This window comes from Inconstantimicrobium porci (genome assembly GCF_009696465.1).
In the GTDB taxonomy this organism is placed as follows: Bacteria; Bacillota; Clostridia; order Clostridiales; family Clostridiaceae; genus Inconstantimicrobium; species Inconstantimicrobium porci.
In genome coordinates, this window is record NZ_VULX01000017.1 from 1 (window position 1) to 26,955 (window position 26,955).

The window sequence follows — 26,955 nt, forward strand, 5'->3', positions numbered from 1 at the left end:
ATAATAAATTGCTGATATTCAGCATGAGATCTCCAATTTTTTAACATAATACACAACTCCTAAAAAGTATTTCTAGGAATTGTGGCCGCAAATTTCTAATGATTTGTCAAGTTATTTTGCTAAAAAAATTGGGGGAATTAAGAAAAAAATAAATTTATCAAAAGAGTAAGCATGGGACTTATGGAGTTTCCGTGAGTGCTCAATGTAGTTGGTAGGGGTAACATGTATCATACATTGATTGAAGCTAGGAATCGAGGCTTTATTAGTAGCAGTACAGAAATATATATGCATGGGTATGTGGAAAATAGAATATAGAAAGAAAAAGTAAAATAGATGGTGTACTGCCAACTATTTTTTTATGCTACAATATTAAATTCAAATCTTTCATTCTAATTCAGACAAATTACATAATATGGTATAATAAAATCAATATAGACATTAAATTAACTAAGCAAATAAATTTATTTTGGAAATTGGTGATTATATGAGATATTATTATGAAGATAATGAATTGCTATTTAAGATTGAAGGAAAGATTCATGAGAAAATAGTCCTAAATTATATCTATAATTTATTTAATAGCAGAAAAGATGATGAATTACGTCAAGAGGAAAATTATGATTGTTAGCGTAAGTAGAAGGACTGACATTCCAGCGTTTTATAGTGAATGGTTTTTTAATAGGTTGAAAGAGGGATTTGTTTATGTGCAAAATCCTATGAATCCAAAGCAAGTTAGTAAAGTTATATTATCTCCTGAAACTGTTGACTGCTTTGTGTTCTGGACAAAAAATGCTAAGCCCATGTTAAATCATTTAGATGAGCTTAAAGACTATAAGTATTATTTCCAATTCACAATAACTGGTTATAAGGAAGACGTAGAATGTGGAGTTCATAAAAAAATAGAAATTATATAACATTGCATATGAGGTTAATGCTAAAAAGGATGACACACAGAGAGAAGTTTGTGGCTGTGTTAAAAGTATTGATATAGGTCAATATAACACTTGCAGACATCATTGCTTATATTGCTATGCTAATTTTAATTATGAACAAGTTGAAGAAAATTACAAAAAACATGATAAAAACTATCCTTTATTAATTGGAAAAGTTAGAGATGATGCAAAGATTACAGTAAGAGAAATGAAATCTGTTAAAGGGAAAAAATTAGGTATTGAGCAGATGAATATGTTTGAGTAAGTTGGCTGATATGATGGTATTTAGCTTGTTTATTGAACTTGCTAGTGACTTAATCTGTTTTTCCAGACGGATAAGCAGGTAAGCTGCAACAGCAACAGGAAAACCATTATTCACATAAATATGTTGATGATGTTGCTGTAATAAAGGCAATGAGTGATGGACATGAAGCCATGAGAGAATCCACCAAATGCAAAAATTTACAGCTTGTATATAGTACTGCTAATAAAGAAATTGTAATAGAAAAAGTAAAACGTATTTTCAGTTAATAAATTATTAAAACCTTTTTGTGTTTTACAATATGTGGTGTAATTTTGAAAACATTGTTATAAGAGATTATTTTTATATTTTAAGTGGGACACTTTTTCGTTAGTGAGGTGGTATACTTTCTTATTGACAAAAGCATCTAAGTACATGAATTATGTTCCTGAATCAGGGGAAAGTCTTCAGGAACATAATAGTATTAATATTTTAAAGGTAAAAAATACACGTAAAAGGTAGTAATTTAACAATGAAATATAAATAATATTTTAATGTTTTGTGAATTATATGTATTTTAGTTGCATATTGACATTTTTTTAAAATTAGTTATATTATGTAAATGAGGGGGAATAAAAGGGGGGGGAGATATATGACTAAAACAAAACAAATAACTAAAATAGTAGCAGTAATTATGATTGCTTTTTGCATTTTGTCTGTACCTAAGGCAGTACACGCAGCAAGAGTAGATAATATATGTTATCAATGGGACGAGATATCTCAAACATCTAATTATGGAGTATTACATTATAATACAAATGAAAAGTATAAGACAATTAGATATTTGCATGGATATAAAACTAGTAATCACAAGAATAATATTACTAGTTGGACAGATAGATTAGGTGGTATATATAGCAGAATACAACATACATTAAGCATAACAACTTACTAATAATCACTAATTTTTTTGATTTCCCTCCATTAATCTTATTAGAGGTGAAGTATGAACGTTTTAGATGTAAATGATATATGCAAAAGTTTTGATGGAAAAAGTATATTAAAAAATATCAATTTGTCCATTGCTGAAGGTGAGATAATAGGATTGATTGGACCAAACGGTGCAGGTAAAACTACTATTATGAAGATGATAGCAGGATTAGTTCCTGAAGATTCTGGAACTATAAAAGTTTGTGGAACGCTATTAAATGATGATAGGAATAAATATCTTTCATCATTTTCAAGTATAATAGAAAATCCATCATTTTATGAAATGCTGAGCGGTTATGACAATTTGAATTTTATAAGAAAAGTAAATAATGTATCAATTGAAAAGATGAAAAATATAATTGAATTTATTAATATTGGTGATGCACTAAAAAATAAAGTAAGAACTTATTCATTAGGTATGAAGCAAAGATTATCTTTAGGGATAGCACTACTTACGGAACCTAAACTTCTAATTCTTGATGAACCTACTAATGGCTTAGATCCTGAAGGTGTTATGGAATTAAGAAAATTAATTACAGAGTCAGCTAAGAAAAATAAAATGAGTGTACTTATTTCATCTCATATACTTACTGAAATTGATAAAATGTGTACAAGGGTTCTGTTTATTAAGGATGGACAATTAATTGAAAATGAAAAAGTTGAAAAAGACAAAGAAAATCAAACGATTATTCTAACAGTGAAAGATATAGATGTTATATATGAAAAGATAAAAGATATAGATATTTTGAAGAAAATAACTACGGAGGATAACAGAATATATCTATATGTTAATAAAAACAATACCCCAAAATTAATGTCAATACTTATGAAGAATAGTATTGAATATGAAAATATCGAGATATCCAATAATAGTATAGAAGAAATTTATAAGGATATCTATCTAGGAGAGGGTAAGGATGAATAATTTAATAAGTTTTGAGATAAAAAAGTTTTTTCATAGGAAGAAGAATTTAATTACATTAGTACTTTTTGCAGTATTGATTATTGGCTTTGTTTCAATCAACCGTAATTTAGAAAATTCATATAAAAAGAGTGAGATAGAGTCAATAGATTATAGGATAAGCTCTTTAAATAAAGAAATTCCTGAAACAAAGAATCTTTTAAAAGAATATCCAGGAAACAAGAATCTTGAAATATCTTTAGCAACACAAGAAAAAGAAATAAAAATATATGAGAGAGAAAAGGAAGCTTATATTAGTAAAGATTTTAGTGAATATTTAAAATGTAAGATTGAAATTGATAAGGATACATTAGATGGAATAGAGAATAATACAATAATATCTCCCAGTGATAATCCTGAAGAATTGAAAAATAAAATAAAAATTAATAAATTACTTTTAGAAAAGAAAATTAACCCCATATTTACCAATGTGTCCATGGAAAGTTTTAATTTTTGCAGATTATTTTTAAGTAGTCCATTTTCAATATTAATTGCAATCATCATAATAATATGGTGTGCAGATGTAGTCTCTTCTGAATTTGATTATAATACTTATAAACTATTGTTTACGCAGCCAGTAAGTAAAGCAAAAATACTTATTAGTAAATTGTTGGCTGCTATCATTTTATCAACAATTATATTGTTATTATTACTAGCAGTTCTTTTTGTTATGCTAGGTGTTATTAACGGATTTGGATCAGGTGAGTATCCTATACAATTTTTTAAAGATAATGTTATTCAATATATTAATATAGGAAAGTTCAGTATATTAGAAATGATAATGTTTATTTTTATTATAATATTTATTGTTAGCTTATCTGTAGGTATGTCAGCTTTATTTAAAAATACAAGTATGTCAATTGCAGTTTCAATTATCATATCGGTATCACTGTATATGATTACTACTAAAGGAATGCTTAATAGTATTGCAGAAATTAATCCATTTGCTTTTTTTGATATCTCATCTGTGTTGCAGGGAACCGCATCAAAAATGTATTCTAATAATAATGTAGATTTTTATCATGGTATATTAACGTTAAGTGTTTTTTCAATAATTATAATTGTTAGCACTATTATATATTTTAATAAACAAACATTTTTAAATTGTAAAAATAGGAAATAGATAATGGATTTTAAATATTAGGAGTGATGAGATATTATTGATAGAAATTATATAATTCCAGCAGTGTATCAGAAATAAGTATATTAAATCAAAAAATTGTACAATGCAATTTTATCCTTTAGTAATCTAAGGGTTGCAAGCATATGAAGAAACTATGAATGCATAATGCTAATAGAGTCTAAGAATTGATTTATAAAATAACACATTATGATATTGGGGTTTAGAGGTGATTATATGTCTTTAAATAATTATAGGGATGAAGTTAAAGAGTTCTTAATTAAAATGGGTTCTAATAATGGTGATAATGTTCAGAAAGTGAACTGGTTAAATGAAGAGTTTGATTTATTAAAAGAAGCAGTTAATCAATGTGAAGAGGACAAGATAAGACATCAGTTATATGATATGTTATATCTGATCCTTGAAATAGCGGCTGATAATAATTTCGATTTAGATGAAGAATGGGACAAGGGTAGAAAGAGAAAGCAGGAGAAATATTAAATATAGGTGGCGCTTTGCCACCTGTTTTTTTAATGTAAAGGAAATTGCATTCAAAAACATAATTTATTAATGACGTAAAGTGTTGTAAATAAAGGGTTTACACGTTTGTGTAAAAGAATGGTAGAATGTAATTTCGTCCTTTAGTCATCAAGGGGTGAAAGACATGTGAAGAAACAACCTTAAGAGACCGTAGGGAACGAGGTCGGCTTCGAAATATGTCTTTCACCCTTTTTATGCTACATTATCAGATTCATCAGTTGGATCATTATCAATAGCAACGCCAAGTTTGGCTGATATGATGGTATTTAGCTTGTTTATTGAACTTGCTAGTGACTTAATCTGTTTTTCCAGACGGATAAGCAGGTAAGCTGCAACAGCAACAGGAAAACCATTATTCACTATTAAGTTGATTAATTCGCTTACATCCATTTTAATCACCTCCTACATTGTATATATGGCTGTAGGGAGATAATTCATATAAAAAGCAGGTCATAGGTCAAAGGTTACAGGTAACGATGAAACTTTCTAACGGCAGCTTCTTGAATATTTTTTAGTTAAATAATTAGGAAGCGTAGCGAAACCTAATTATGACCTTTCCTGTGACTTGATACCTGTTACCTAACAAATGAATTCTATTATCAGAATTTACATAATTATGCTGATATTTATATGGATTATTTTAAAACCTTTAAATATAGGTTATAATTAGAATAAAAATTGAGAAATGTAGCGAGGTTATGCCATGATAAGAGGTTTACTTGATCCTAAAATAGATTTTATTTTTAAGAATATATTCGGAGCAGAAAAGAACAAAAGGATATTGATATCTTTTTTAAATTCAGTGTTAAAAAATCCACATCCAATAACAGCAGTTGAAATTAAGAATACAGATGTAGAAAAGGCTTTTATTGAGGATAAATTTTCAAGGCTTGATATTAAGGCAGAAACTAGCAATAATGAAATCATAAATATTGAAATACAGATGAAAAATGAATTAAATGACAAGTGTGATGAAAAAGATCTGCTTGTTGCATGGACTGAATTTTTAAAAGATCCTGAAAGTGAAAGGGTACGAAATTTGGAGATGAGCATTGAAGAAATAAGGGAGGCAAAAGATGAACTTATAAAAATCAGTGCTGATAAAAAACAGAGAGAACTTTACGAAATGAGAGCTAAAATATTAAAAGATAAAGTCAGTGCATTAAATGAAGCTGAAAGAAAAGGAATTCAAAAAGGTATAGAAGAGGGAAGAAAAGAGGGAATAAAAGAAGCGATAGAAAATTCAAGGTTAAAAGATATTGAAACAGTATTAAAATTACTAGATAAGAAATTTGGAAATATAAGTATAGAAATGAATAATAAAATACAGAATCTTAATAGTGAAAAATTAAAATTAATTATAGAGAATATTTTAGATATTGATACTTTAGAGCAACTAAAACAATATTTATAAAAATCAGGTCATAGGTCAAAACTTATAGGTCACAGGTAAAGATGAAACTCCCCAGCGGGAGTTTCACTATAAGTGGCAAAAGTGGTATAATTATAATGAAATTATTTACATAAGCCTAAATTCTTGGGGGAATTTAGAATAATTTGTATTATTTTTGAGCGGAGGGATTGTTGTGGAGAGTTGTCATAAGTGTGGATGTGAATTTAGTTATATAGAAAAGCTAAAAGCATTAAGTTCTGTAAATTATAAAGGTGAAATAAAGTGTAAAAAATGCGGTTGTTTACATAAGGTAGAAAGGCATAATTTATTAATGCCTACACTTTTTGCACTACCTATGTTGCTTCTTATATTCTTGATTCAATATAAACAATCAAATAAAATGTTTTATTATTTTGTTTTAGGTTATCTATTATATGATGCTTGTCTTAAATTATTAGAGCCATTTTTCACAAAGGTAGTAGTGGTAAAGAAGAAGAAATAAGTTAAATTATATAAATATAGAGTTTATTGTTAGCAGATGTGACTGCTTACGATAAACTCTTTTTATTAATTTTTAGTTAAGAACCGTTATCACTCATTTTATACTAATATAAATTATAATAAATTTTATAATTTATATTAAATAATTTATTAAAAATTGTTTATAGAAATTAAATAACAGGATATAATTTTAATAGAAACAAAAGAGGAGTGATTAAATGCCTACAATAAGTATGTTTTATGGAATAATTATAAGAATGTATTGTGCACCAAAAGAGCATGCACCTTCACATTTTCATGCATACTATGGTAATTATAAAGCAATCATTGATATAAATACGTGTGAACTAATTGAAGGAGAACTACCAAAGAAGCAATTAAGACTTGTTTTAGCTTGGGCTGAATTACACAATGAAGAATTATTAGCAAATTGGAGATTAGCCATGGATAGTGAGCTTCCATTTAAGATAGAGCCATTAAAATAGGGGGGATTTTTGTGTATTTATCAGTAAAAGAAGTAAAGCCTTTAGATGGATATAAATTATTATTGACGTTCGAAAATGGTGAAGAAAGAATTTTTGATATGAAACCTTATTTAGAAAAGGGTATTTTTAAAGAACTAAAAGATAAGTCTTTATTTAATTCTGTGAAGATATCGTATGATTCAATTGTGTGGGAAAATGAAGCTGATATGGATCCGGAAATGTTATATGAAGATAGTGTTCCATATGGTATTATAAAACAATAGGACAAAAAAGCAGGGACTCAAATTGAGTTTCTGCTTTTTATTTATAGAGCGAATCACAATTGTGACAGCTTGCCTTTGAGAATTTGAAACATTTAGGGGAAGTGGACTGTTTCTCTCATGATAACAAGGCAGCTGGTTTTGCACCAAAGAAATATAAAGTGGAATTTAAGGAAGGTTCAATGCCTCCAGAGCTTATGGTGATGGACTGTATTAAAGCTGATAAATTAAAGCTTGATGATATTGCTACAAGTCAGATGTGGGATTTTTCAATATTGAAGGAACTGATGATATGTTAGTTGACTCTCTTGGCATGAGTACTTTATACCTTCCAGATGTTCAGTATCATTTCCATGGTGTTGACCCTAACTGGGTAGTAAATCATGCTTATAATCTTTTGTCATACATATATGATAACAATTCACGATTTCATAAGACTTGCAGAAGTAATTACAAAACAGCTTGGTAAAGTAGAAATGTATTGCGTTGAGGAAGAAAGAAACTTTACAGTTGATGAACTTAAAGAGAACTTTGAAAGATTTGTAGACTTCATCACATTCAGAGTCAGGATATTTATTATGCATCTCCAAACATATATCAGAATAATGAAAATCATAAAATTGGAGCTTTTTATGTACTTACAGAAGGATGCAAAACCATATATCCACTAAAAGCAGATGGATTTCTTAATATCGACCAGATAAAAATTGATCAGGGTTTTATACAATAAAAATTGATGAAACATATAAGAAGTTTGTCCACGAGTTTAAAATTTAGATAACGTATGTAGGTTGTTGAAATTAGTAAGCACAGCGAAACTAATTTCCTCCCTTACATTGCCAATGCAATTCAACCACCAAAACTAATACAATCACCAACTTCAATACAACCACAACCCAAATCCGCCCGCCGAAGGCAACCCCTACTCGCGCAGCGAATTTCACTGCCACAGGCAATTTCACCCCTAACCTCAATACAACCACCAACCTCAATCTCACCACTGCACCCAATCCAACCACATCCCCCAATCCGTCCGCCGAAGGCAATTAGTCTCGCGTAGCGAATTTCACTGCTGCAGGCAATTTCACCCCCAACCCCAATTCAACCACAACCTCAATCTCACCACCGCACTCAATACAACCACAACCCAAATCCGCCCGCCGAAGGCAACCCCTACTCGCGCAGCGAATTTCACTGCCACAGGCAATTTCACCCCCAACCTCAATACAACCACCAACCTCAATCTCACCACTGCACCCAATCCAACCACATCCCCCAATCCGTCCGCCGAAGGCAATTAGTCTCGCGTAGCGAATTTCACTGCCGTAGGCAATTTCACTACATACTTATGTCACTACCAATCTTTTTGTCATACTATAAAACAGTAACTAATGAAAAGGAGCGATATTATGTCAACTTTCGAGAAATTAAATAAAATAAACGGATTTGACTTCAAGAATCCAATTAACGCAAAGCAGAATAATTACGCATGGAGTATGGCGGAACTTGGAGATTATATTTATGTTGGTACAGGCAGAAATGTTCCATGGATAGTAACAAAATTATTATCACCAGATGCTGAGGCTCCACTTCTTATAAGTACAACTAATCAAGATAATAATGCTGAAATATGGAGATATAAGAAGGATGGATCTCGTCCTTGGCAGAGAGTTTACAAGGCTAAAACTGAAGAACAGATAAATGGCTTCAGGTTCATGATTGTTCACGCAATGCCTAATTCAACTCCGGCATTATATGCTGCCTCATTATCATTTCAGGGTAGTGTAGCTATTTTAAAGAGTACAGATGGAAGCAACTGGACAAGGGTAGGGGGAGATATAAAAGGCACATCATCAAGGTCAATGGTTTCATTTAATGGTATGTTATATGTAGCAGTGCTTGATGAAGCTATAGGTGGAAATATGCCTCTACTATATAGGAGCAAAGATCCTGAATTTTTTGATTTTGAGCTTGTGTTTGATCCTGAAGATTCAGATATTGATCCTGAAAAGAATCCTATTGGAGGAATTAATAATATAGTAGTTTTTAATAAGAAACTTTATGTATGTATAAGTACAAGCCAGGGAATTGAAGTATGGAGATCAAATTCAGGCTATCCAAAGAAAAATGACTGGACACTAGTTGCTGATAAGGGATTTGGCGATGCACTGAATGATAATGCTATGGCTGTAGGAGTATATAAAGATTATTTGTATGTAACTGCAACTAAGAAATTCCCACTTACTCTGCTTGTACCATTTGGTGCAGATATGATTAGAATAGATAAACTTGATAGATGGGAGTTAGTAGTAGGAGGTTTACCAATAATTCCTTCAAAACCTTCAACTGGTCGCAGAAATAAAGCTTTATCAGGTTATGGTTCAGGTTTCTTCAATCCATTTAATGTTTATATATGGCAGGTGATGGAGTATAATGGCAATCTTCTTGCTGCAACATTCGACCATGGTACAAATATTGAGAATTTAAGAGATATAGTTCTGCTTAACAAGGAAATTATTATAGATAGATTTGATGAAGATGTCTATAAACTTTTAATAAAGATATATGATACTATCTTGTCATTGTTTAAGAAATTTCATTATCCAAAGGGATTTGATCTTTATGTTTCAAAGGATGGCATAAAATTTGAGCCTTTGAGTTTATCTGGAATTACCACAAGCAATAATTATGGTGGACGTATCCTAATGGAAGGCTCAGAAGGGGAGCTTTATATTGGAACTGCAAATCCATTTGATGGCTGTGAGGTTTTAAGAGCAGATAAATGTGCATTTGAGCGTTATATGTACAACCATCGTAAAGTAAATTATGATGACAGTCTGTTCTTGTTTAAAAGAAGAGTAGAAATGATGTTGGAAGAACTTGTGATCCACATTAGAACAAAAGGTCTGCTGGAAGAAAAAAAATAATAAACTGTTTGAAATCACTTGTCCATTAGATAAGTAAATAAAAAGGACACGCTATATAATATTAAAGCGTGTCTTTTTTGCTGTTTTAAACTGAATTTCTAACTCATTTTCTCATTGTCTTGTTTGAATATGTACTTCTTTTCTTCAAGCTCTTTAATCCTGATTTCTTCTTTTAATACATCCTCTTCCTATTTTTCTAGGTCCTTCTCGTACTGTTCTAAAGCTTCAATATATGAATGTGAAATTTCAGTTGATTTCTTAGCTATTTTAATAAACGTGATTAAAGCAGTGGCTGCTAAAGTCATCACACTATAAAATATAAACAGCGATTTTGTAGTACGAGCAGGCTTAAAAGCAATGTAGCAAAGCCATATACCGTAAACGCTCCCTGGCAGAATAAATGATTTAAACAGTATATTAAAAAATTCTCCTGCTGAATTAATAGCTGATTTTCTTATTGGTTTATTTGGCTTTTTGATCTCAGGACACTGCATTATTTTATTAATGTCGTCCATATGTATCTCCCCTTGTAAAGAATGATTTTTATATTAAAAATAACTTGAAAGAGATAAATGTACTCCATAAAAAATACACACAGTATTCATTTTATTTTCGTAAGGTTTGAAGAAATATTTAATTTTTATGAGTAGTTCGTAGAATTTTTATAATTATATTTTATTTTTCATCTAAAGACGGTATTGACAATAAAAAATAAAGTGATAATATTTTACTTATAAAAAGCAAATGCAAATCATTTGCAAACTTTAAGGAGGACATATGGCAAAAAAATCAAAAATAATAAAACATCAGAAACAACTTGAAACTGTTAAGAGATATGCGGAAATCAGAAAAAAGTTAAAAGAAGCAGGAGATTATGAAGGGCTTAGAAAGCTTCCAAGAGATTCATCTCCAGTAAGAATTCATAATAGATGTTCTGTAACAGGAAGACCACATGGTTACCTTAGAAAATATAAAGTTTCAAGAATTGTATTCAGAGAAATGGCTTATAAAGGGGAAATACCTGGCTGCAAAAAAGCAAGCTGGTAATAATAAAGATATAGGAGATTATTAAAATGAGGGAAATAATAACATTAGAATGTACTGAGTGTCATGACAGGAATTACACAATGACAAAAAACAAGAAACTTCATCCAGAAAGGATAGAACTTAAAAAATATTGTCCACGTTTAAGAAAATACACTATTCATCGTGAGACTAAGTAGTATTAGAAAAAGTCAAAAGGCAGGCTATATTATAAGTGATTTATAGTATAGCCTGCCTTTTTATATAGTAAAATCGTATTAATTTATTCTGTAATATTTGTTATAATTGTATAATATGTTGATTTTATGGTTATTCAGTTAAAAAGAAGAAGTGAGGTTGGATGATGAATTATTGGAGAGTACTGGGCATAAGGCCTACTAAGGACAAGATGGCAATAAAGGAAGCATACATGGAAAAGTTGTCACAGATTAATCCTGAAGATGATGAGGAAGGATTTAAAGAAGCTTTTTGCTTTACATATAAATCATCCTTATCAGGAAACACTTAAAATGAGATTTCTTTCAGATGAAAAAGATAGGCTGGAAGAAGCAGAAAAGCTTTATAAAGAAGTGCTTGAAATAAATCCTGATGATTATAATTCATCAATTGGAGTTGCAGACTGCTGCTTATACATGGACAAGCTAGAAGAAGCTAAAGAGTTATATATTGCTCTTATTAGAAGAAATGCATACGACAATTATGTAAGAAATCAGATTATGAATGTTAACGAAAAGCTTATAGAATATTATAAGCAGGAAGACAAGCATGACACTATAAGTATTTTTAAGAGGGCTTGGTGTCTTTTTGAGAACTTCCGCTATCAGGAAATAATTGATCTTACTGAGGGCATGACTGTTGAGGAAGAAAATGAAAACCAGTATTGTGAGCTGCTTGGCAAGACTTATGCAGGTTTAAAGCAGTATGAAAAATCTATCGAGTATTTTAAACAGTGGAGTGATAAACTGGAAAAAGAAACTGATGAGAACGAAGATAGAGATTATAACTTAAATTATCTTTACAGTGAGATTGGAAACCAGTATAAAAAACTTGAAAGATATGATGAAGCTTTAGAATATTATGATAAAGCATTAGCCATAAACGAAGATGATGTAGATGTATTAAATTCTAAGGGTAATGTTCTTTTGTTAACTGGTAGATATGAAGAGAGTCTAAACATATTGGAAAGAGGATTAGAGATTGATGGTAATTTTTATTCCCTTTATATAAATAAATGTAAGGTATTATTAGAGCTTGGCTATGATGGTGATGCTTTAGATGATGCCATAAGAGCACAGAATATTTATCCTTATAATCCAGAATGTTATCTGCTGCAGATGAAGCTTTACAATAGACATGGGGAAAGTGATAATGCACTTCAGGTTTATGAAACTGCTGTTAAATACTTCAAAAAAGCAATAGATAATATGGGAAATGAGCCTTATAAGGTATTCTTTAACAATATAGCCAGGTGCTACAGAAGGCTTAAGAAATATGAAGAGGCTATAAAGTATTATGATAAAGAATTAGAAATTTTTGGAGGAGATTTTGATTTATACGATAAAAAAGCAGGAGTCTATGTTCTGATGGATAAATATCAGGATGCCATAGATATTTATTTAGAGTGTCTTGATGTTGAAGGCATTGATCCTGTTGATGTGTATGATAATATAGGTGACATATATAAGGATGATATTAAAGATTATAATGAAGCGATAAAGTGGTACAAGATGGCGATAAAGTTAGAACCAGAACATCGTTACGAATACAGAAAGATAGGTATTGCGTATTATAAGAAGAAGAAATATAAGACAGCAATTAAATTTTATAAAAAGCAGCTTGAATTTGATGAACATGCATATACTTATGTAAAGATGGGTGAAGCTTATAAAGAATTGCATAATGCAGTTAAAGCAAAGGAAAATTATCAAAAAGCATTAGATCTTTATAAAAATATAAAATATCCAGATGCATCTCATTATACTGAAATGGCTAAATGCAGCAAGGAACTACTAATAGTCTTGTGTCTTATTTTACAGAGGATGGAGCAGTAATAATCCCCAACAGACTTGGTGAAAATTTAACTCCCTCTGTTGTGAGCATAGATGAGGAAACTGAAGAAATATATGTTGGAAAAATTGCTAAGGAGAGAATGATAACTCATCCTGAATTAAGTGCAGGAGTTTTCAAAAGAAGCATGGGTACTGAAAAGAAATTCACTTTAGGTAAAAAAGAGTTTCTTGCAGAAGAGCTGTCATCTTTTGTTCTTCGCTCATTAAAGGAAGATGCTGAAAAATATTTGGGACAACCTGTAGAAGAGGCAGTAATCAGTGTGCCTGCTTACTTTAATGATGAGCAGAGAAAAGCTACTGTGCGAGCTGGCAAGCTTGCAGGTCTTAAAGTTGAAAGAATGATTAATAAGCCAACAGCTGCTGCCATAGCATATGGACTTCACCACAGAAAGTTAAACACTAAGTTTTTAGTGTTTGACCTTGGTGGTGGAACTTTTGATGTTTCAATCCTTGAGTTATATAAAAATATTATGGAGGTAAGAGCTGTCGCCGGAGATAACTTCTTAGGCGGCGAAGATTTTACCGATGTTTTAGCAAATCTTTTTATTAATAATAATAAGCTTGAATTTGCTGAATCTGATAATAAGGCTGCTGCTCTTGTAAAAAAACAGGCAGAGGCTACTAAGAAAAACTTCTTTGAAAATAAAAGCGTTACTATGAAGTGCAAGATTGATGATAAAGTTATTGAAGAAGAAATCAATCTTGATGATTATGAAAAGTCATGCGAGATGCTACTTATGAGAATAAGAAAACCAATAGAAAGAGCTCTTAAGGATGCTTCAATCAAGGTAAAAGATATTGATGAAATAATTCTTGTAGGTGGAGCAACTAAACTGCCTATAGTTAGAAGCTTTGTGGCCAAGCTGTTTGGAAGACTGCCAAATACTAATATAAATCCAGATGAAGCTGTTGCTCTTGGTGCATCTGTACAGGCAGCAATGAAGGAGCGTAATCAGCTTATTAAGGAGATTGTTCTGACAGATGTCTGTCCATATACTCTTGGAACTAATGTTTCAGTTAAGAGACAGAATGATTATTATGAATCAGGTCACTTCTTTCCAATCATTGATAGAAATACAGTTATTCCTGTAAGCAGAACTGAAAGGCTTTATACTCTTTATGATAATCAGAGCAAGATTAATGTGGAGATTCTACAGGGTGAAAGCAGGTTTGCTAAAAACAATCTTCTGCTTGGTGAGCTTACTGTTGATGTGCCAAAGAAACCAGCAGGAGAAGAAGCAATTGATGTTACATATACTTATGATATAAATTCAATCTTAGAGGTAGAAGTAACTGTTGTTTCAACTGGTGACAAGAAGCGTATTGTGATTCAGAAAAATAAAGGCAGCATGACTGATGAAGAGGTGGAAAACAGGCTTAAAGAGTTAAGCGAGCTGAAGATTCACCCAAGAGACAGAGAAGAAAATAAACTGCTTCTTGCAAGAGGCGAACGCCTTTATGAAGAAAGTGTAGGACAGAGGAGAGAAGAAATCGACTCCTGCCTTAGAAAATTTGAAGATATCTTAGATACACAGGACAGAGTTCTTATAGAACAAGCATATAAAGAAGTAAAAGAGAGATCTGCTCCTTCGTATTGACGTAGTTAAACATATTAAATAAATTACCTTAAATAGTCACAATATATTAAGTTTGTGCATATTTTTTTGTAGGAGGCGATTATATAATGATAAAAGGTATTGATGTGAGTTCTCATAATGCAGGGTTTAATTATGCCAGTGCGAAGGCACAGGGATTTGAATACTGCTATATAAAAGCGACAGAAGGAAAATCTTATATTAATCCAGAGATGGATGCTCAATATACTATGGCTAAAAAGAATGGGTTTAAGGTAGGATTTTATCATTACTGTAATGATAATAGTTCTGCTGAAATTCAGGCTGACTTCTTTAATAGTGTGATAAAAAAGTATGATCAGGATTTGATGCCATGTCTTGATATAGAAACAAATATGTCAAATCCTACTGACTTTACAGAACGATTTATTCAGCGTCTTGGAGGAAAAGACAGGGCTATTATCTACACTGGTTTATATTATTATCGTCAGTATATTAATACTAATGGCTACAAAATATGGGTCGCAGCTTATGGACAGTCAAAACCATCTATGAGAGATAATAATATGGTTGGATGGCAGTATACAGACAGTGGAATAAATGGAAGGACAGATTTAAGCGAATGGTATGGTGATATTTTGATTAAGAAAGAAACACCTACAGATCAAAGAACAGAGACTGATACAATTAGTAATGGAATTGTGACTGCAAGCGTACTAAATGTAAGAGATGGTGCTGGCATGAATTATCCAGTAATAGGACAGCTTACAAAAGGTACTAATGTAAGAATAAGCAGTCTATATAGTACAACATCATGGTATTCCATATACTATGGACAGCATGGTGGTTTTGTGAGCAAACAGTATGTTTCATTATCAAATAATAATTCAAATAATTCAGAGAGTTCAGGCATAATACAGATTGAAATAACAGCTAATGCGTTAAATGTGCGCGAAAAACCAACTACTAATTCTGCCATACTAGGAGTAGTTTACAAAACTCATTTTATGAGGGCAAATTTATTATATTCAACTGAAGACTGGTACAGCGTTTATTATGGAGAACATGGTGGATTTGTAGCTAAAAAGTATTGCAGAGTAATATAATTAGTATACTTTATTCCCCAAACTTGTACCCAACGCCCCAGACTGTTTTGATGTACTGGGGTTTTTTATTATTACTTTCGATTTTGTCCCTAAGGTTTCTGATATGTACCATAACTGTGTTGTTGACATCGAAGTCTTCTTCGCCCCATATCTTATCGTAGATTTTCTCAGTTGAGAAGACCATGCCTTTGTTTACCATAAGAAGATTTAGTATTTTGAATTCTGTAGGGGTAAGGCGTATATCTTTTTCATCATCCACAATTAAAACAGTTTTCTTATCCATAAAATTTTACCCCCTTAGCCTCATTATGAACCAAATTTCACCGTCATGAAGTTCAGCCCAGATACTGCTGTTATGAAGTTCTATTATACTTTTTACAATAGATAAACCTATGCCACTGCCTTCAACAGAGCTGTTTCTGGCTTTGTCACCTCTATAGAATCTGTCAAAAATGTGCTCAACATCATCTTCAGTCAGGTTGTCACATTTATTTCTAAAGGATATTAAAGCTCCATTCATATCTTTTTTCAAAGTCATATTATTAAGATTTTTCTCCATATTGTTGATTTCTGAAGAAACTGTTGCTAATTCGTCCTTGCCCTGCAGTTTTAAGTCATAATCTAAGTTGCCTTTTGAAATCTCTTTTATGGAAGAAGAGATATATTCTGCTGGGTTTCATATTTGTCTTTATCATAATCTACATGTCTTACATTTACACCATTTATAGGTTTTAAAACATTTGAAATGAGTATACCTATATATGCGCTTATCAGCAGTGATAGTGCTATCCATAAGCTGAGTTTTATCTTAAGGCTTTTTCTTATTTTGCGAAATAAAGGTAATTTCATGTTGCACCTCCTAAAACATTCTGCCATTTTTTGTTACAATATTCTATAATTAGTATAATAGTAGTGAAAAGTAAATATATACTTTGGAAAATTCTTTTTGAAATAAATAAGGAATTTTACGAGATACTTGTTAATTTATATGGTCATAAAAAGAACGTAATTATTTTAAATGAAAGCGCTGAGAATATAAAAGAAGTGATTAAGAAGTATAACATAAAGAGAGTTGATTACATCGTTTCAGGTCTACCCTTTATATCACTGCCTAAAGAGGTTTCAGAAAAGATTCTTAAAAATACAGCAGACGTGTTAAAAGATCACGGCAAGTTCATAACTTTCTAATATTCAATGGTCAAGAAAAAGCTTTTTAAAAAGTTCTTTCCATCAGTAAGTACAAAAAGGACTCTAGCGAATATACCACCAGCTTATGTGTTAAGCTGCAACAACTAGGATAATTAGTAGGTCACAAGTCATAGGTAATAGGTCACAAGTTAGGATGAAACTCTTTGGGAGTTTCTAAATGGAGGTTTTACCTCCAAACCTCTAAGCTTTGTCAACTTCAAGCTTACCAATGAAATTAAAGAGTTTCTTATTTAGAAAGAATAAGGTATTATGATAATAAAGTATTAGCAGTTTGTATTATAAGGTTACAAACTGTTGTTTTTTTTGTAATAATTTTGTGGCTTGATGTCATGTATATAGTGATATCATTAATTATAAGGCATATCACGGTTAGATGACAACTGTAATATGTCTTTTTATATATAATTAATAGAATGTTAAAAAAAATATAGATTGTAAGGATGTTTATAATATATAATATTAGGTAAGAATTATACTAAAGATAAATTAAGAAGGTACCAAAAGATTATGGATAATAATATAAAGAAAGATATAAATAACATTCATGATAAAAGTTATAAGGATTTGTATTCAAATAAGCAAGTATTTTTAGATCTTGTAAAAGAAATGGTAAATGCACCTTGGAGCAAAGAGCTTAGTACAGAAGATTTAACGTTAATCAACAAATCTTATATAGCATCAGATTATGAAGAGCAGGAATCAGATATAGTTTATAGTGCAAATATAAATGATGGTGAAGTGATCTTCTATGTGCTGCTAGAGTTTCAGTCAACTATTGATTACAGGATGCCGTTAAGATTATTTTTCTATATCAGTGAGATACTTAGGGAATATGCTAAGAATGCAAATCATAAAAAAAGTGATAGAAATATAAAAATCCCTGCAGTAGTACCAATTGTACTATACAATGGTCAGCATAAGTGGGATGTACCTACTAGATTCAGTGATATTGTATATAATGGACAAATTTTTGGCCACAATATTGTTGATTTTAATTATGATATCTTTGATGTTAATCATGATTATACAAAGGAAGAGCTTATAGAGACCAAATCAATTACAAGTGCTATTTTTCTGCTTGATCAGAAAGTATCACCTGTGGAATTTTTAAATAGAATAAAAGCAATAGTTTTATTTTTTGATAAGCTTACACCTAAAGAAATGCAGGTACTTAAACACTGGATTAAAAATTCAGTTGAGGAGGGCTTAGCAGAAGAGGCTGTAGAAATTTTAAGTGCAAGTCGTGAGGAGGTAGAAACTATGGTTGCTAGCAATGCATTTATACTTACTGAAATGAAGGAAAAAGCAAAAGCTGAAGGAAGAAAACAAGGTATAGAACAAGGTATAGAACAAGGTATAGAACAGGGTATAGAACAGGGTATAGAACAAGGTATAGAAAAGGCCAAAGTTGAAATGGCAAAGGAAATGCTAAAGGATAATGAACCTATAGAAAAGATAATAAGGTACTCTAAATTAAGTGTGGAGCAAATAAAAGAAATACAAAATTCGTTGAAATAATTAAGGCCTGTGAAGTATTTTAGAAGAATATTTCACCCTTTTTTATGATGTTTTATTATAAATAAAAAACATTTCACTTTAATAAATTTACTTCTTACTTCGAGAAATTGACTTCTTACAGGAAATATATTTTGTTAGAAAAAATTTACTGTATAATAAACTCATCAAGTAAAGAGAAGGAGTTTTTTATTATGAAAGTATTTAATAGAAATTTTGTTATGGTTTTAATAGGGCAGATAATTTCCTTGTTTGGAAATACAATTTTACGTTTTGCTTTGCCACTTTATCTTTTGAATGAGACAAAGTCAGCTTCATTATATGGAATTGTTCAGGCATGTGCTTTTATACCGATGATACTTGCAACACCTATTGGAGGAATAATTGCAGACAGAGTGAACAAGAAAAATATAATGGTAATTTTAGATTTTACTACTGCATTTCTAACATTAGGTGTAATGTTACTTCTAGGAAGATTTAATATCGTAATTCTTCTTTTAGCTGCACTTAGCATTTTGTATGCTATTCAGGGAGCATATCAACCAGCAGTTCAGGCAAGTATACCACTGCTTGTAGATGAAGAGGGAATAATGCAGGCTAATTCAATGATTAATATAGTAAGTTCACTTTCACAGTTAGTAGGGCCAGTTATTGGTGGTATGCTTTTTGGATTCTTTGGAATAAAGCCTATATTATTAGTTTCAGTTGTTTGCTTTGTAATTTCAGCAGTTATGGAAATATTTATTGTTATACCTTTTAATAAACCAGAAAGTAAAGATTGTGTGTTTGATATTGTTAAATCAGATATGAAGGAAAGCTTTAAGTTTATGTTAAAAGACAGACCTGAAATCTTTAAGGTATGTTTAATTCTTACTGTTGTAAATATTGCACTTTCAGCATGTGCAATGGTAGGTCTTCCTGTTATCGTTACACAAAAGCTTGGTTTTAGCGCAGATACAGCAAATACATTGTATGGATATGTTGAAGGAGCAATGGGCGCAGGAAGCTTGGCTGGTGGAATTATTGGCGGCGTATTTGCGAAGAAAATGAAAATAAAAAACTGCAGTATACTTCTTGTTTTATGCTGCCTTAGTATGTTGCCTATAGCAGCAGCTTTATCAATGAATTTATCAGGCATGGTTTCATATATTGTAATCATAGCAAGTTCTTTTGTAATGATGATGCTATCAACATTGTTCTCAATACAGCTTATGGCATGTCTTCAGATTCTTACACCTAACAATCTATTAGGAAAAGTAATTTCATGTGCAATGTGTATATCAATGTGTGGAGCACCACTAGGTCAGGCTGCTTATGGAGTAGCTTTCCAGAAGCTTGCAGATTCTCCTCAGATATTATTTGCCTTTGCAACATTTGTTGGAGTAGTACTTGCATTATACTCAAACAAGGTATTTGTAATCATAGGAAAACTGATGACAGACATCACTGAAAGTCAGGAAGATACTGAAGAAGGATATAAGATGGAATGTAGCAAAGGAGAAGCAGTAGCAAAATAAAAAAGGGGTTGCAAAACATATTCCGAAGCCGACCTCGTTCCCTGTTGTCGCTCCAAGTCGTTTCTCCATATGTCTTGCAACCCTAGGATTACTAAAGGATGGAAGTGCATTATACCATTTTTTAAAATTCGCAAGTAAATCCTTTGTTTTCAGTACTTTGCTGCATTAAAATTTTACCTTTTTCAATGCACTTTTCTAAACAACAAAAATAGGTCACAGGTCAAAATTCACAACTTGTGACCTGCTTTTTTCATTCTTTTTATAAGTAATAAATTAGTTTGAGGTTGGTTTTAAAAATGTAGATTGGCATGTGTTTACATGTTAGTCTTGATTTCCTTTTTATTAAAACTAATTAATTGTATTTCGTCATTATTATCAGCAGTAAAGAAGTATTTTATACCGTCTCCAACGTCTTTTACATTTACTGTTTTATATTTTGCAGTATCTGTTAATTTAAATTCTTCTTTATTTGTAATTGTGTCATAATAGTCTGCAGTAACATTCTTTTTTGATACTTGAATTTCTTTAGATTCTTTAGCATATTTTCTACGGTCATCTGCATCAAATTCAGTATAGCCCTTGATTTTAGACTGGTCATCGTTGCAGTAATTTAAGCAGTAGCACCTGTCCCACTCTTTGTTATCTGTGTGAGCCACATTTTCAAAGAAATATAAGTAATCATTGATTCTATTTAATTAATGTATATTATAGTATATATTATAAAAAAAGGACCTTGTAATTTTTTCAGATGCTGTATGAATATTAAGTTTATCTTTATGTCTGTTAAATAAGAGAGTTTCTACTACACCTATGAAGACTATGATAGCAATCATAATTATTACTAGCTTAATCTGATTTTCATTAAGAAACTGGTAGTATTTAGATGTGGATGAATAAGAGCTTGCTAGTGATGTAAACAGTGCATTACTTGTTGCATGAAGCATTATAGAAAAGGTTATGCATCCTTTTGTCTTTTTGAATACGAATGTTATGATCATTGATATAATTATTGCGTTCATAATGTGAATAGCAATAGGACAGCCATACTGGCTTGATCCAGGTATGAAAAATAGAGGCAGGTGCCATAGTGACCATACAATACCTACAAATATACCGGAGAATGCTATGTTCTGTCTCTTGAGTACTTTATCTAGCAGAAAACCTCTCCATCCAAATTCCTCTCCGATACCTCCACCTATAGTGAATACCATTATGAACCATGATAAGATATTAAAAAAATTTACCTTGAATGTCTCATTAAAGCCCATTGACTGAGTTAAGAAAAAGGTGGAAACAACATAAACAGCAACAATAATCATGCCGATGATGCAGTATATACCGTGACTTTTATAGATATTAATTCGTTTAAACAAATCCGTTATTCCCACATCTTTATAAAAGTATGCTGTAAGAATAATGCCCATAATACTTTTGATTTATTTGGAAATGTAAGAGATAAAAGATAAGTGTCTTTTATCTCTTTTTTAAAACTATTCATGCATAAAAATTCTCTAAGACAATAAAAATGTGAATATTTATCACAAACTATTGCATAAATATACATATGTGTGTATAATTAATGTATAAAATGAATTAGCAATACGCAGAGCTCTTAATTGATTGGGGAATTGGAGTCATGCATACAATAAATAAATTGGGGGGCTTTTAAATATGAATAAATATAACAAGGTTGTACTAGCTTATTCAGGTGGACTTGATACATCAGTAATCATTCAGTGGCTTAAGGAGAATTATGGCTGTGAAGTCATTGCAGTCTGCGGTAATGTTGGACAGGATTCTGAGCTTGAAGGTTTAGAGGAAAGAGCACTTAAAACTGGTGCTTCTAAGCTTTATATTGAAGATTTAACTGACGAATTTGTTAATGATTATATCTTTCCAACAATAAAGGCTGGAGCTATCTATGAAGGAAAATATCTTCTTGGAACTTCTTTTGCAAGACCTATTATCGGTAAAAGACTTGTAGAGATTGCAAAGAAGGAAGGAGCAGATGCTATCTGCCATGGCTGCACTGGCAAGGGTAATGATCAGGTAAGATTTGAGCTTGCAGTAAAAGCATTTGATCCAAATATGAAGATTATTGCTCCATGGAGAATATGGGACATTAAATCTAGAGAAGATGAAATTGAATATGCAGAAAAGAATAATATTCAGATAAAGATAAACAAGGAAACTAACTACAGCAAGGATATGAATCTTTGGCATTTAAGCCATGAAGGTCTTGATCTTGAAGATCCAGCCAATGAACCTAAATATGATAAGATACTTGAATTATCAAAAACTATAGAAAATGCACCTGATACACCTACTTACATCACACTTGATTTTGAAAAAGGAATTCCCGTTTCACTTAATGGGGAAAAGTTATCTGGAGTGGAGATTATAAAGAAACTTAATAAGATCGGCGGAGAAAATGGCATTGGGATTACTGATATGGTTGAAAACAGACTTGTGGGCATGAAGTCAAGAGGAGTCTATGAAACTCCAGGTGGAACTATTCTATATCAGGCTCATAAAAATCTTGAAGAGCTTTGTTTAGACAAGGAAACAGCTCATTATAAAGAAATGGTTTCATTAAAGTTTGCTGACATTGTCTACAATGGTCAGTGGTACACTCCACTTAGAGAAGCATTATCTGCTTTTGTTGATAAGACTCAGGAAAATGTTACAGGAACTATCAAACTTAAATTATATAAAGGCAACATAGTAAACGCTGGAATGACATCTCCTTATTCTTTATACAGTGAGGAATATGCTACATTTGGTGAAGATGCAGTTTATAATCAGAAAGATTCAGCTGGATTTATCAATTTATTTGGACTTCCTCTTGTAGTTAATGCAAAGATGAAAAGCAAGACAAAAGGTGAGGGAAAATAATATGAAGCTTTGGGGGGGAAGATTTAAAGAGGCTGAAAATGTACTTGTTAATGACTTTAATTCTTCTATAAGATTTGATCAGAGAATGTATAAGGAAGATATAACAGGCAGTCTTGCCCATGTAAAAATGCTTGGAAAGCAGGGTATTATTCCCAAGGAGTCTGCAGAAAAAATTGCAGAAGGCTTAAGCGAGATATTAGTGAGAATTGAAAACGGGGCTATTGAAATAGATGAGACAGCTGAAGATATTCATAGCTTTACTGAAGGAATATTAACTTATTATATTGGCGAAGAAGGTAAAAAACTTCATACAGGAAGAAGCAGAAATGATCAGGTTACTTTAGATCTAAGAATGTATCTTAAAACAGCAATTCAGGAGCTTATCCAAAACATCCTGGAGCTTGAGACAGTCTTATATGACAAAGCAGCAGAAAATATCAAGACAATAATGCCAGGCTATACGCATATGCAGAAAGCCCAGCCAATAACTCTATCTCATCATCTTCTTGCTTATGCTGAAATGTTCAAACGTGATATTGGCAGGCTTAAGGATTCCTACAAAAGGACAGATGAAATGCCACTAGGTGCTGGTGCACTAGCCACATCAACTTATCCTATTGACAGGGAGTTCGTTGCTAAAGAACTTGGCTTTTCAAAAATAACTCTTAACAGTCTTGATTCAGTTTCAGACAGGGATTATGTTATTGAAACTCTTTCTGCAATATCCATGATTATGATGCATCTTTCGAGGTTTTCCGAGGAAATAATTTTGTGGTGTACTAATGAATTTAATTTTGTAGAACTTTCTGACGAATACAGCACAGGCAGCTCAATTATGCCACAGAAAAAGAATCCAGACGTTGCAGAACTAATAAGAGGAAAGACTGGCAGAGTTTATGGAGATCTTACTACTATATTAACTGTCATGAAGGGAATTCCTCTTGCTTATAATAAGGATATGCAAGAAGATAAGGAATGCATTTTTGATGCACTTGATACAGTAAATCTCGCATTAAAGACATTCAGCGGCATGATTAAGACTATGAAAGTCAACAGTGATAACATGAAAAAGGGTGCGAAAGGTGGCTTTACAAATGCTACTGATGTGGCTGATTACCTTGTAAAAAAGGGCGAAAGCTTTAGAAATGCCCATGAAATTTCAGGAAAAATCGTTCTTTACTGCATCGACCATGATATGTATATAGAAGATATGTCACTTGATACCTTCAAGACTTTTTCAAATCTTTTTGCAGAAGATATATATGAAGCCATTGATCTTGTAACATGTGTTAAGGAAAGAAAGGTTATTGGAGGCCCTTCCCCTGATTCTGTATCTAATGAACTTAATGAACTTAAAAAATTCATTGAAGAAAATAAGAAGGGGGCATAGAAGGATGATAAATGTAGGTATCGTAGGTGCTACTGGCTATGTAGGCTGCGAGCTTTTAAGAATCCTGCTTAATCATAAGAAAGTAAATGTATCTGCTCTTAGTTCAGTATCCTTTAAGGATCAGAAGATTGCTTCTGTTTATAAAAGCTTTAATGGTATTACTGATCTTATCTGCGAAAATAGTGATGATGTTATTGAGAAGTCAGATGTTATTTTCACAGCACTTCCTCATGGACTGAGTGAAGACATTGCTTATAAATGCTATAAAGCAGGAAAAATATTAATTGATATGGGGGCAGATTTCAGGCTCAGCGATGAAGAGGAATATAAATTCTGGTATGGCAAAAGCTTTAAACATCCAGAGCTTCATGAGTTTAGCTGTTATGGTCTGCCTGAACTTAACAGGGAAAAAATAAAATCTTCAAAGATAATTGCAAATCCAGGATGTTATCCAACATCTATTGAACTGGCTCTTATGCCATTACTGAAAAATTCATTAATCGAAACTAATGATATAATCTGTGACTCAAAGTCTGGTGCTACAGGCTCTGGAAGAAGTCTTACTTTGACAAGCCACTTTGTTGAGCTTAATGAAAATTTTGCACCATACAAAGTTGGAGCACACAGACATACTCCTGAAATTGAGGAGATACTTAAAGTTATGAGCAAAGAAAAGGTGAAGGTTACCTTTACGCCTCATCTTTTGCCGATAAACAGAGGCATTTTAACTACAATATACTGCACACCTAAAGAAGAAATAAATCTTGAAAAAATTCACGAACTCTATAGTAGTACATACAAGAACGAGACTTTTGTAAATGTACTTGACCTATCAGAAACAGCATGTACTAAAAATGTACGTTATTCTAATTACTGCAATATCTCATTACATCAGAATTTTAGAAAAGACAAGTTAATTATAGTAAGCGCAATAGATAATATGGTGAAGGGTGCTGCTGGTCAGGCAGTACAGAATATGAATTTAATACTTGGATTTGAAGAAGATGAGGGACTTAATTTCATCTCACCTTCATTTTAAGGGGGCTTAATATTGGATTATAAAGAAATAGAAGGTGGAGTTACTGCTGCAAAAGGCTTTTTAGCAGCAGGTGTTCACTGTGGAATAAAGAAAAAGAAAAAGGATTTATCACTTGTATATTCTGAAAATGTATGTACAGCAGCTGCAGTATTTACAAGCAATGTAGTTAAAGGCGCACCGATTATCGTGTCAAAGGAGCATCTAAAAAACAATATTGCACAAGCAATAATAGTCAACAGTGGCATTGCCAATACATGTGAGAGTGATGGCGTAGAAAAAGCTAGCATGATGACTGGGTTTGTGGCTGATGCTCTTAAAATAAATGAAGATGATGTGCTAGTTGCTTCAACAGGAGTTATTGGACAGCCTCTTAATTTAGAGCCAGTTAAAGAACATATGAAGGAGATTGTCTCTTCATTATCTAAAGAAGGACATACAGATGCAGTTTCTGGCATCATGACAACTGATACAGTTCCAAAGGAAATGGCAGTGGAAGTTGATATCTGTGGCACTAAAGTTACTATTGGCGGTATGTGCAAAGGATCAGGAATGATTGAACCTAATATGTGCACCATGCTTTCTTTTATAACTACTGATGTAGCTATTTCAAAAGATCTTTTAAAGGAGGCTGTAAAATCTTCAGCTGATGCTAGCTACAACAGGATAAGTATTGATGGTGATACAAGCACCAATGATTCTTATTTTATCTTAGCAAACGGCAAAGCTGGAAATAAAACTATTACAGAAAAAGATGACTCATATTATACATTTCTTGATGTCTTAAATTATGTGAATGTAACTCTTGCAAAAAAGATGGCTAAAGATGGTGAAGGAGCAACAAAACTTCTGCAGTGTGATGTTACTGGAGCTGACTCAGAAGAAAATGCTCTTATATTAGCCAAAAGTGTTATCAAATCTTCACTAGTTAAAACTGCTATGTTTGGCTGTGATGCAAACTGGGGCAGAATTATGTGTGCACTTGGATATGCAGGTGTTAATTTTGATCCAGATATTGTTGATATTTCATTTATCGGAAAATGTGGTGAGATAGTAGTATGTGAAAAAGGCAAAAGTATTGCTTTTGATGAGAAAAAGGCTTATGAGATTTTAGATGAAGATGAAGTCATAATAAATGTCAATATGAATAATGGCGAGAACTCTGCATCTGCCTGGGGCTGCGATCTAAGTTATGATTATGTAAAAATTAATGGAGAATACAGAAGTTAGTGTATAAGGGGGATTAAAAA

General features: G+C 31.9%; 36 protein-coding genes and 1 pseudogene. 28 read left to right on the plus strand and 9 right to left on the minus strand.

Going from position 1 to position 26,955, the window contains the following annotated elements:
- Positions 1 to 484 precede the first annotated feature (484 nt).
- The 3 genes from FYJ33_RS10830 to FYJ33_RS17000 are packed head-to-tail and all read left to right on the plus strand — an operon-like array spanning position 485 to position 1,197.
- A complete protein-coding gene (locus tag FYJ33_RS10830) occupies positions 485 to 628 on the plus strand; it encodes a hypothetical protein (protein WP_154531759.1) in 144 nt (47 codons plus the stop codon).
- Entirely contained in the window at positions 618 to 914 is a 297-nt protein-coding gene (locus tag FYJ33_RS16995) for a DUF1848 family protein (protein WP_407928909.1), read from the plus strand. The genes FYJ33_RS10830 and FYJ33_RS16995 overlap by 11 nt, the downstream gene beginning before the upstream one ends.
- 1 nt (position 915) lies before the next feature.
- Positions 916 to 1,197, plus strand: a complete 282-nt coding sequence (locus FYJ33_RS17000) for a DUF1848 family protein (RefSeq protein ID WP_407928910.1) — start codon at positions 916 to 918, stop codon at positions 1,195 to 1,197.
- On the opposite strand, the gene FYJ33_RS10840 is transcribed toward FYJ33_RS17000, so the two are convergent.
- Entirely contained in the window at positions 1,165 to 1,347 is a 183-nt protein-coding gene (locus FYJ33_RS10840) for a YvrJ family protein (protein ID WP_154531760.1), read from the minus strand. The two genes, FYJ33_RS17000 and FYJ33_RS10840, sit on opposite strands and share 33 nt — an antisense overlap.
- A 478-nt stretch (positions 1,348 to 1,825) precedes the next feature.
- Between FYJ33_RS10840 and FYJ33_RS10845 the strand changes: the two genes are divergently transcribed.
- From FYJ33_RS10845 to FYJ33_RS10860, 4 genes are all read left to right on the plus strand, one after another.
- A complete protein-coding gene (locus tag FYJ33_RS10845; RefSeq protein WP_154531761.1) occupies positions 1,826 to 2,128 on the plus strand; it encodes a hypothetical protein in 303 nt (100 codons plus the stop codon).
- A gap of 51 nt (positions 2,129 to 2,179) precedes the next feature.
- Positions 2,180 to 3,088: an ABC transporter ATP-binding protein gene (locus FYJ33_RS10850; protein ID WP_154531762.1), complete on the plus strand. Its 909-nt coding sequence runs from the start codon at positions 2,180 to 2,182 to the stop codon at positions 3,086 to 3,088.
- A complete protein-coding gene (locus FYJ33_RS10855) occupies positions 3,081 to 4,247 on the plus strand; it encodes an ABC transporter permease subunit (protein ID WP_154531763.1) in 1,167 nt (388 codons plus the stop codon). The genes FYJ33_RS10850 and FYJ33_RS10855 overlap by 8 nt, the downstream gene beginning before the upstream one ends.
- A 234-nt stretch (positions 4,248 to 4,481) precedes the next feature.
- The gene (locus FYJ33_RS10860; RefSeq protein WP_154531764.1) at positions 4,482 to 4,745 is read left to right on the plus strand and encodes a nucleoside triphosphate pyrophosphohydrolase family protein; all 264 of its coding nucleotides are present in this window, start codon (positions 4,482 to 4,484) and stop codon (positions 4,743 to 4,745) included.
- Positions 4,746 to 4,976: 231 nt separating this feature from the next.
- Here the strand turns inward: FYJ33_RS10860 and FYJ33_RS10865 are convergent, their stop codons facing one another.
- Positions 4,977 to 5,174 carry a YvrJ family protein gene (locus tag FYJ33_RS10865; protein ID WP_154531765.1) on the minus strand — a complete coding sequence of 66 codons (198 nt, stop codon included), beginning with the start codon at positions 5,172 to 5,174 and terminating at the stop codon, positions 4,977 to 4,979.
- A 313-nt stretch (positions 5,175 to 5,487) separates the two neighbouring features.
- Between FYJ33_RS10865 and FYJ33_RS10870 the strand changes: the two genes are divergently transcribed.
- The 8 genes from FYJ33_RS10870 to FYJ33_RS10900 all read left to right on the plus strand — a co-directional run bounded on the left by FYJ33_RS10870 (position 5,488) and on the right by FYJ33_RS10900 (position 10,350).
- Positions 5,488 to 6,198 carry an Rpn family recombination-promoting nuclease/putative transposase gene (locus tag FYJ33_RS10870; protein WP_154531766.1) on the plus strand — a complete coding sequence of 237 codons (711 nt, stop codon included), beginning with the start codon at positions 5,488 to 5,490 and terminating at the stop codon, positions 6,196 to 6,198.
- Between the two features lie 172 nt (positions 6,199 to 6,370).
- The gene (locus FYJ33_RS10875) at positions 6,371 to 6,679 is read left to right on the plus strand and encodes a hypothetical protein (RefSeq protein WP_154531767.1); all 309 of its coding nucleotides are present in this window, start codon (positions 6,371 to 6,373) and stop codon (positions 6,677 to 6,679) included.
- A gap of 217 nt (positions 6,680 to 6,896) precedes the next feature.
- Positions 6,897 to 7,163 carry a DUF4160 domain-containing protein gene (locus tag FYJ33_RS10880; protein ID WP_154531768.1) on the plus strand — a complete coding sequence of 89 codons (267 nt, stop codon included), beginning with the start codon at positions 6,897 to 6,899 and terminating at the stop codon, positions 7,161 to 7,163.
- Between the two features lie 11 nt (positions 7,164 to 7,174).
- Positions 7,175 to 7,426, plus strand: coding sequence for a DUF2442 domain-containing protein (locus tag FYJ33_RS10885; RefSeq protein WP_328598688.1), 252 nt, complete (start codon positions 7,175 to 7,177; stop codon positions 7,424 to 7,426).
- Positions 7,427 to 7,509: 83 nt separating this feature from the next.
- Positions 7,510 to 7,722: a hypothetical protein gene (locus FYJ33_RS16390; RefSeq protein WP_235900830.1), complete on the plus strand. Its 213-nt coding sequence runs from the start codon at positions 7,510 to 7,512 to the stop codon at positions 7,720 to 7,722.
- Positions 7,723 to 7,736: 14 nt separating this feature from the next.
- Entirely contained in the window at positions 7,737 to 7,892 is a 156-nt protein-coding gene (locus FYJ33_RS16395; protein ID WP_235900832.1) for a DUF4261 domain-containing protein, read from the plus strand.
- The gene (locus tag FYJ33_RS16400; protein WP_235900831.1) at positions 7,834 to 8,094 is read left to right on the plus strand and encodes a hypothetical protein; all 261 of its coding nucleotides are present in this window, start codon (positions 7,834 to 7,836) and stop codon (positions 8,092 to 8,094) included. The genes FYJ33_RS16395 and FYJ33_RS16400 overlap by 59 nt, the downstream gene beginning before the upstream one ends.
- Before the next feature lie 738 nt (positions 8,095 to 8,832).
- Positions 8,833 to 10,350, plus strand: coding sequence for a hypothetical protein (locus tag FYJ33_RS10900; RefSeq protein WP_154531769.1), 1,518 nt, complete (start codon positions 8,833 to 8,835; stop codon positions 10,348 to 10,350).
- Positions 10,351 to 10,538: 188 nt separating this feature from the next.
- Here the strand turns inward: FYJ33_RS10900 and FYJ33_RS10905 are convergent, their stop codons facing one another.
- On the minus strand, positions 10,539 to 10,865 hold the full coding sequence (locus tag FYJ33_RS10905; protein WP_154531770.1) for a hypothetical protein: 327 nt from the start codon (positions 10,863 to 10,865) through the stop codon (positions 10,539 to 10,541).
- Positions 10,866 to 11,127: 262 nt separating this feature from the next.
- On the opposite strand from FYJ33_RS10905, the gene rpsN reads away from it, so the two are divergent.
- The 6 genes from rpsN (at position 11,128) to FYJ33_RS10935 (ending at position 16,143) form a co-directional block, all read left to right on the plus strand.
- Positions 11,128 to 11,397 carry a 30S ribosomal protein S14 gene (rpsN, locus tag FYJ33_RS10910; RefSeq protein WP_154531771.1) on the plus strand — a complete coding sequence of 90 codons (270 nt, stop codon included), beginning with the start codon at positions 11,128 to 11,130 and terminating at the stop codon, positions 11,395 to 11,397.
- Positions 11,398 to 11,423: 26 nt separating this feature from the next.
- Positions 11,424 to 11,573: a 50S ribosomal protein L33 gene (gene rpmG / locus FYJ33_RS10915; protein ID WP_154531772.1), complete on the plus strand. Its 150-nt coding sequence runs from the start codon at positions 11,424 to 11,426 to the stop codon at positions 11,571 to 11,573.
- A 161-nt stretch (positions 11,574 to 11,734) separates the two neighbouring features.
- A complete protein-coding gene (locus tag FYJ33_RS10920; protein ID WP_154531773.1) occupies positions 11,735 to 11,902 on the plus strand; it encodes a J domain-containing protein in 168 nt (55 codons plus the stop codon).
- Position 11,903: 1 nt separating this feature from the next.
- Positions 11,904 to 13,445: a tetratricopeptide repeat protein gene (locus FYJ33_RS10925; protein ID WP_206046672.1), complete on the plus strand. Its 1,542-nt coding sequence runs from the start codon at positions 11,904 to 11,906 to the stop codon at positions 13,443 to 13,445.
- Positions 13,388 to 15,061, plus strand: a complete 1,674-nt coding sequence (locus FYJ33_RS10930) for a molecular chaperone HscC (protein WP_154531775.1) — start codon at positions 13,388 to 13,390, stop codon at positions 15,059 to 15,061. The genes FYJ33_RS10925 and FYJ33_RS10930 overlap by 58 nt, the downstream gene beginning before the upstream one ends.
- An 86-nt stretch (positions 15,062 to 15,147) precedes the next feature.
- Positions 15,148 to 16,143: a GH25 family lysozyme gene (locus tag FYJ33_RS10935; RefSeq protein ID WP_154531776.1), complete on the plus strand. Its 996-nt coding sequence runs from the start codon at positions 15,148 to 15,150 to the stop codon at positions 16,141 to 16,143.
- A 10-nt stretch (positions 16,144 to 16,153) separates the two neighbouring features.
- Here the strand turns inward: FYJ33_RS10935 and FYJ33_RS10940 are convergent, their stop codons facing one another.
- From FYJ33_RS10940 to FYJ33_RS10950, 4 genes and pseudogenes are all read right to left on the minus strand, one after another.
- Complete coding sequence (locus tag FYJ33_RS10940; RefSeq protein WP_154531777.1) at positions 16,154 to 16,426, minus strand: winged helix-turn-helix domain-containing protein; 273 nt, start codon at positions 16,424 to 16,426, stop codon at positions 16,154 to 16,156.
- A gap of 6 nt (positions 16,427 to 16,432) precedes the next feature.
- Positions 16,433 to 16,702 (minus strand): ATP-binding protein, encoded by a 270-nt coding sequence (locus tag FYJ33_RS10945; RefSeq protein ID WP_154531778.1) that lies wholly within the window; start codon positions 16,700 to 16,702, stop codon positions 16,433 to 16,435.
- A 51-nt stretch (positions 16,703 to 16,753) separates the two neighbouring features.
- Positions 16,754 to 16,804 (minus strand): annotated as a pseudogene (locus FYJ33_RS17005) (hypothetical protein); the annotation flags it as partial.
- Entirely contained in the window at positions 16,789 to 16,992 is a 204-nt protein-coding gene (locus tag FYJ33_RS10950) for a hypothetical protein (protein ID WP_154531779.1), read from the minus strand. The gene FYJ33_RS10950 and the pseudogene FYJ33_RS17005, both read right to left, overlap by 16 nt.
- Positions 16,993 to 17,055: 63 nt before the next feature.
- Between FYJ33_RS10950 and FYJ33_RS10955 the strand changes: the two genes are divergently transcribed.
- The 3 genes from FYJ33_RS10955 to FYJ33_RS10965 all read left to right on the plus strand — a co-directional run bounded on the left by FYJ33_RS10955 (position 17,056) and on the right by FYJ33_RS10965 (position 20,384).
- Entirely contained in the window at positions 17,056 to 17,331 is a 276-nt protein-coding gene (locus tag FYJ33_RS10955; RefSeq protein ID WP_206046673.1) for a hypothetical protein, read from the plus strand.
- A gap of 528 nt (positions 17,332 to 17,859) precedes the next feature.
- Entirely contained in the window at positions 17,860 to 18,870 is a 1,011-nt protein-coding gene (locus FYJ33_RS10960; protein WP_154531781.1) for an Rpn family recombination-promoting nuclease/putative transposase, read from the plus strand.
- 191 nt (positions 18,871 to 19,061) lie between these two features.
- Entirely contained in the window at positions 19,062 to 20,384 is a 1,323-nt protein-coding gene (locus FYJ33_RS10965) for an MFS transporter (protein ID WP_154531782.1), read from the plus strand.
- 314 nt (positions 20,385 to 20,698) lie between these two features.
- Here the strand turns inward: FYJ33_RS10965 and FYJ33_RS10970 are convergent, their stop codons facing one another.
- Positions 20,699 to 21,040 carry a hypothetical protein gene (locus tag FYJ33_RS10970; RefSeq protein WP_154531783.1) on the minus strand — a complete coding sequence of 114 codons (342 nt, stop codon included), beginning with the start codon at positions 21,038 to 21,040 and terminating at the stop codon, positions 20,699 to 20,701.
- A 39-nt stretch (positions 21,041 to 21,079) separates the two neighbouring features.
- Positions 21,080 to 21,757 carry a CPBP family intramembrane glutamic endopeptidase gene (locus tag FYJ33_RS10975; RefSeq protein WP_206046674.1) on the minus strand — a complete coding sequence of 226 codons (678 nt, stop codon included), beginning with the start codon at positions 21,755 to 21,757 and terminating at the stop codon, positions 21,080 to 21,082.
- A 298-nt stretch (positions 21,758 to 22,055) separates the two neighbouring features.
- Here FYJ33_RS10975 and FYJ33_RS10980 point away from each other — a divergent pair, with 298 nt between their 5' ends.
- The 4 genes from FYJ33_RS10980 to argJ are packed head-to-tail and all read left to right on the plus strand — an operon-like array spanning position 22,056 to position 26,935.
- Complete coding sequence (locus FYJ33_RS10980) at positions 22,056 to 23,279, plus strand: argininosuccinate synthase (RefSeq protein WP_154531785.1); 1,224 nt, start codon at positions 22,056 to 22,058, stop codon at positions 23,277 to 23,279.
- A gap of 1 nt (position 23,280) precedes the next feature.
- On the plus strand, positions 23,281 to 24,669 hold the full coding sequence (argH, locus tag FYJ33_RS10985) for an argininosuccinate lyase (RefSeq protein ID WP_154531786.1): 1,389 nt from the start codon (positions 23,281 to 23,283) through the stop codon (positions 24,667 to 24,669).
- Between the two features lie 4 nt (positions 24,670 to 24,673).
- Positions 24,674 to 25,708, plus strand: a complete 1,035-nt coding sequence (argC, locus tag FYJ33_RS10990; protein ID WP_154531787.1) for an N-acetyl-gamma-glutamyl-phosphate reductase — start codon at positions 24,674 to 24,676, stop codon at positions 25,706 to 25,708.
- Between the two features lie 12 nt (positions 25,709 to 25,720).
- Entirely contained in the window at positions 25,721 to 26,935 is a 1,215-nt protein-coding gene (gene argJ / locus FYJ33_RS10995; RefSeq protein WP_154531788.1) for a bifunctional glutamate N-acetyltransferase/amino-acid acetyltransferase ArgJ, read from the plus strand.
- Positions 26,936 to 26,955 lie beyond the last annotated feature (20 nt).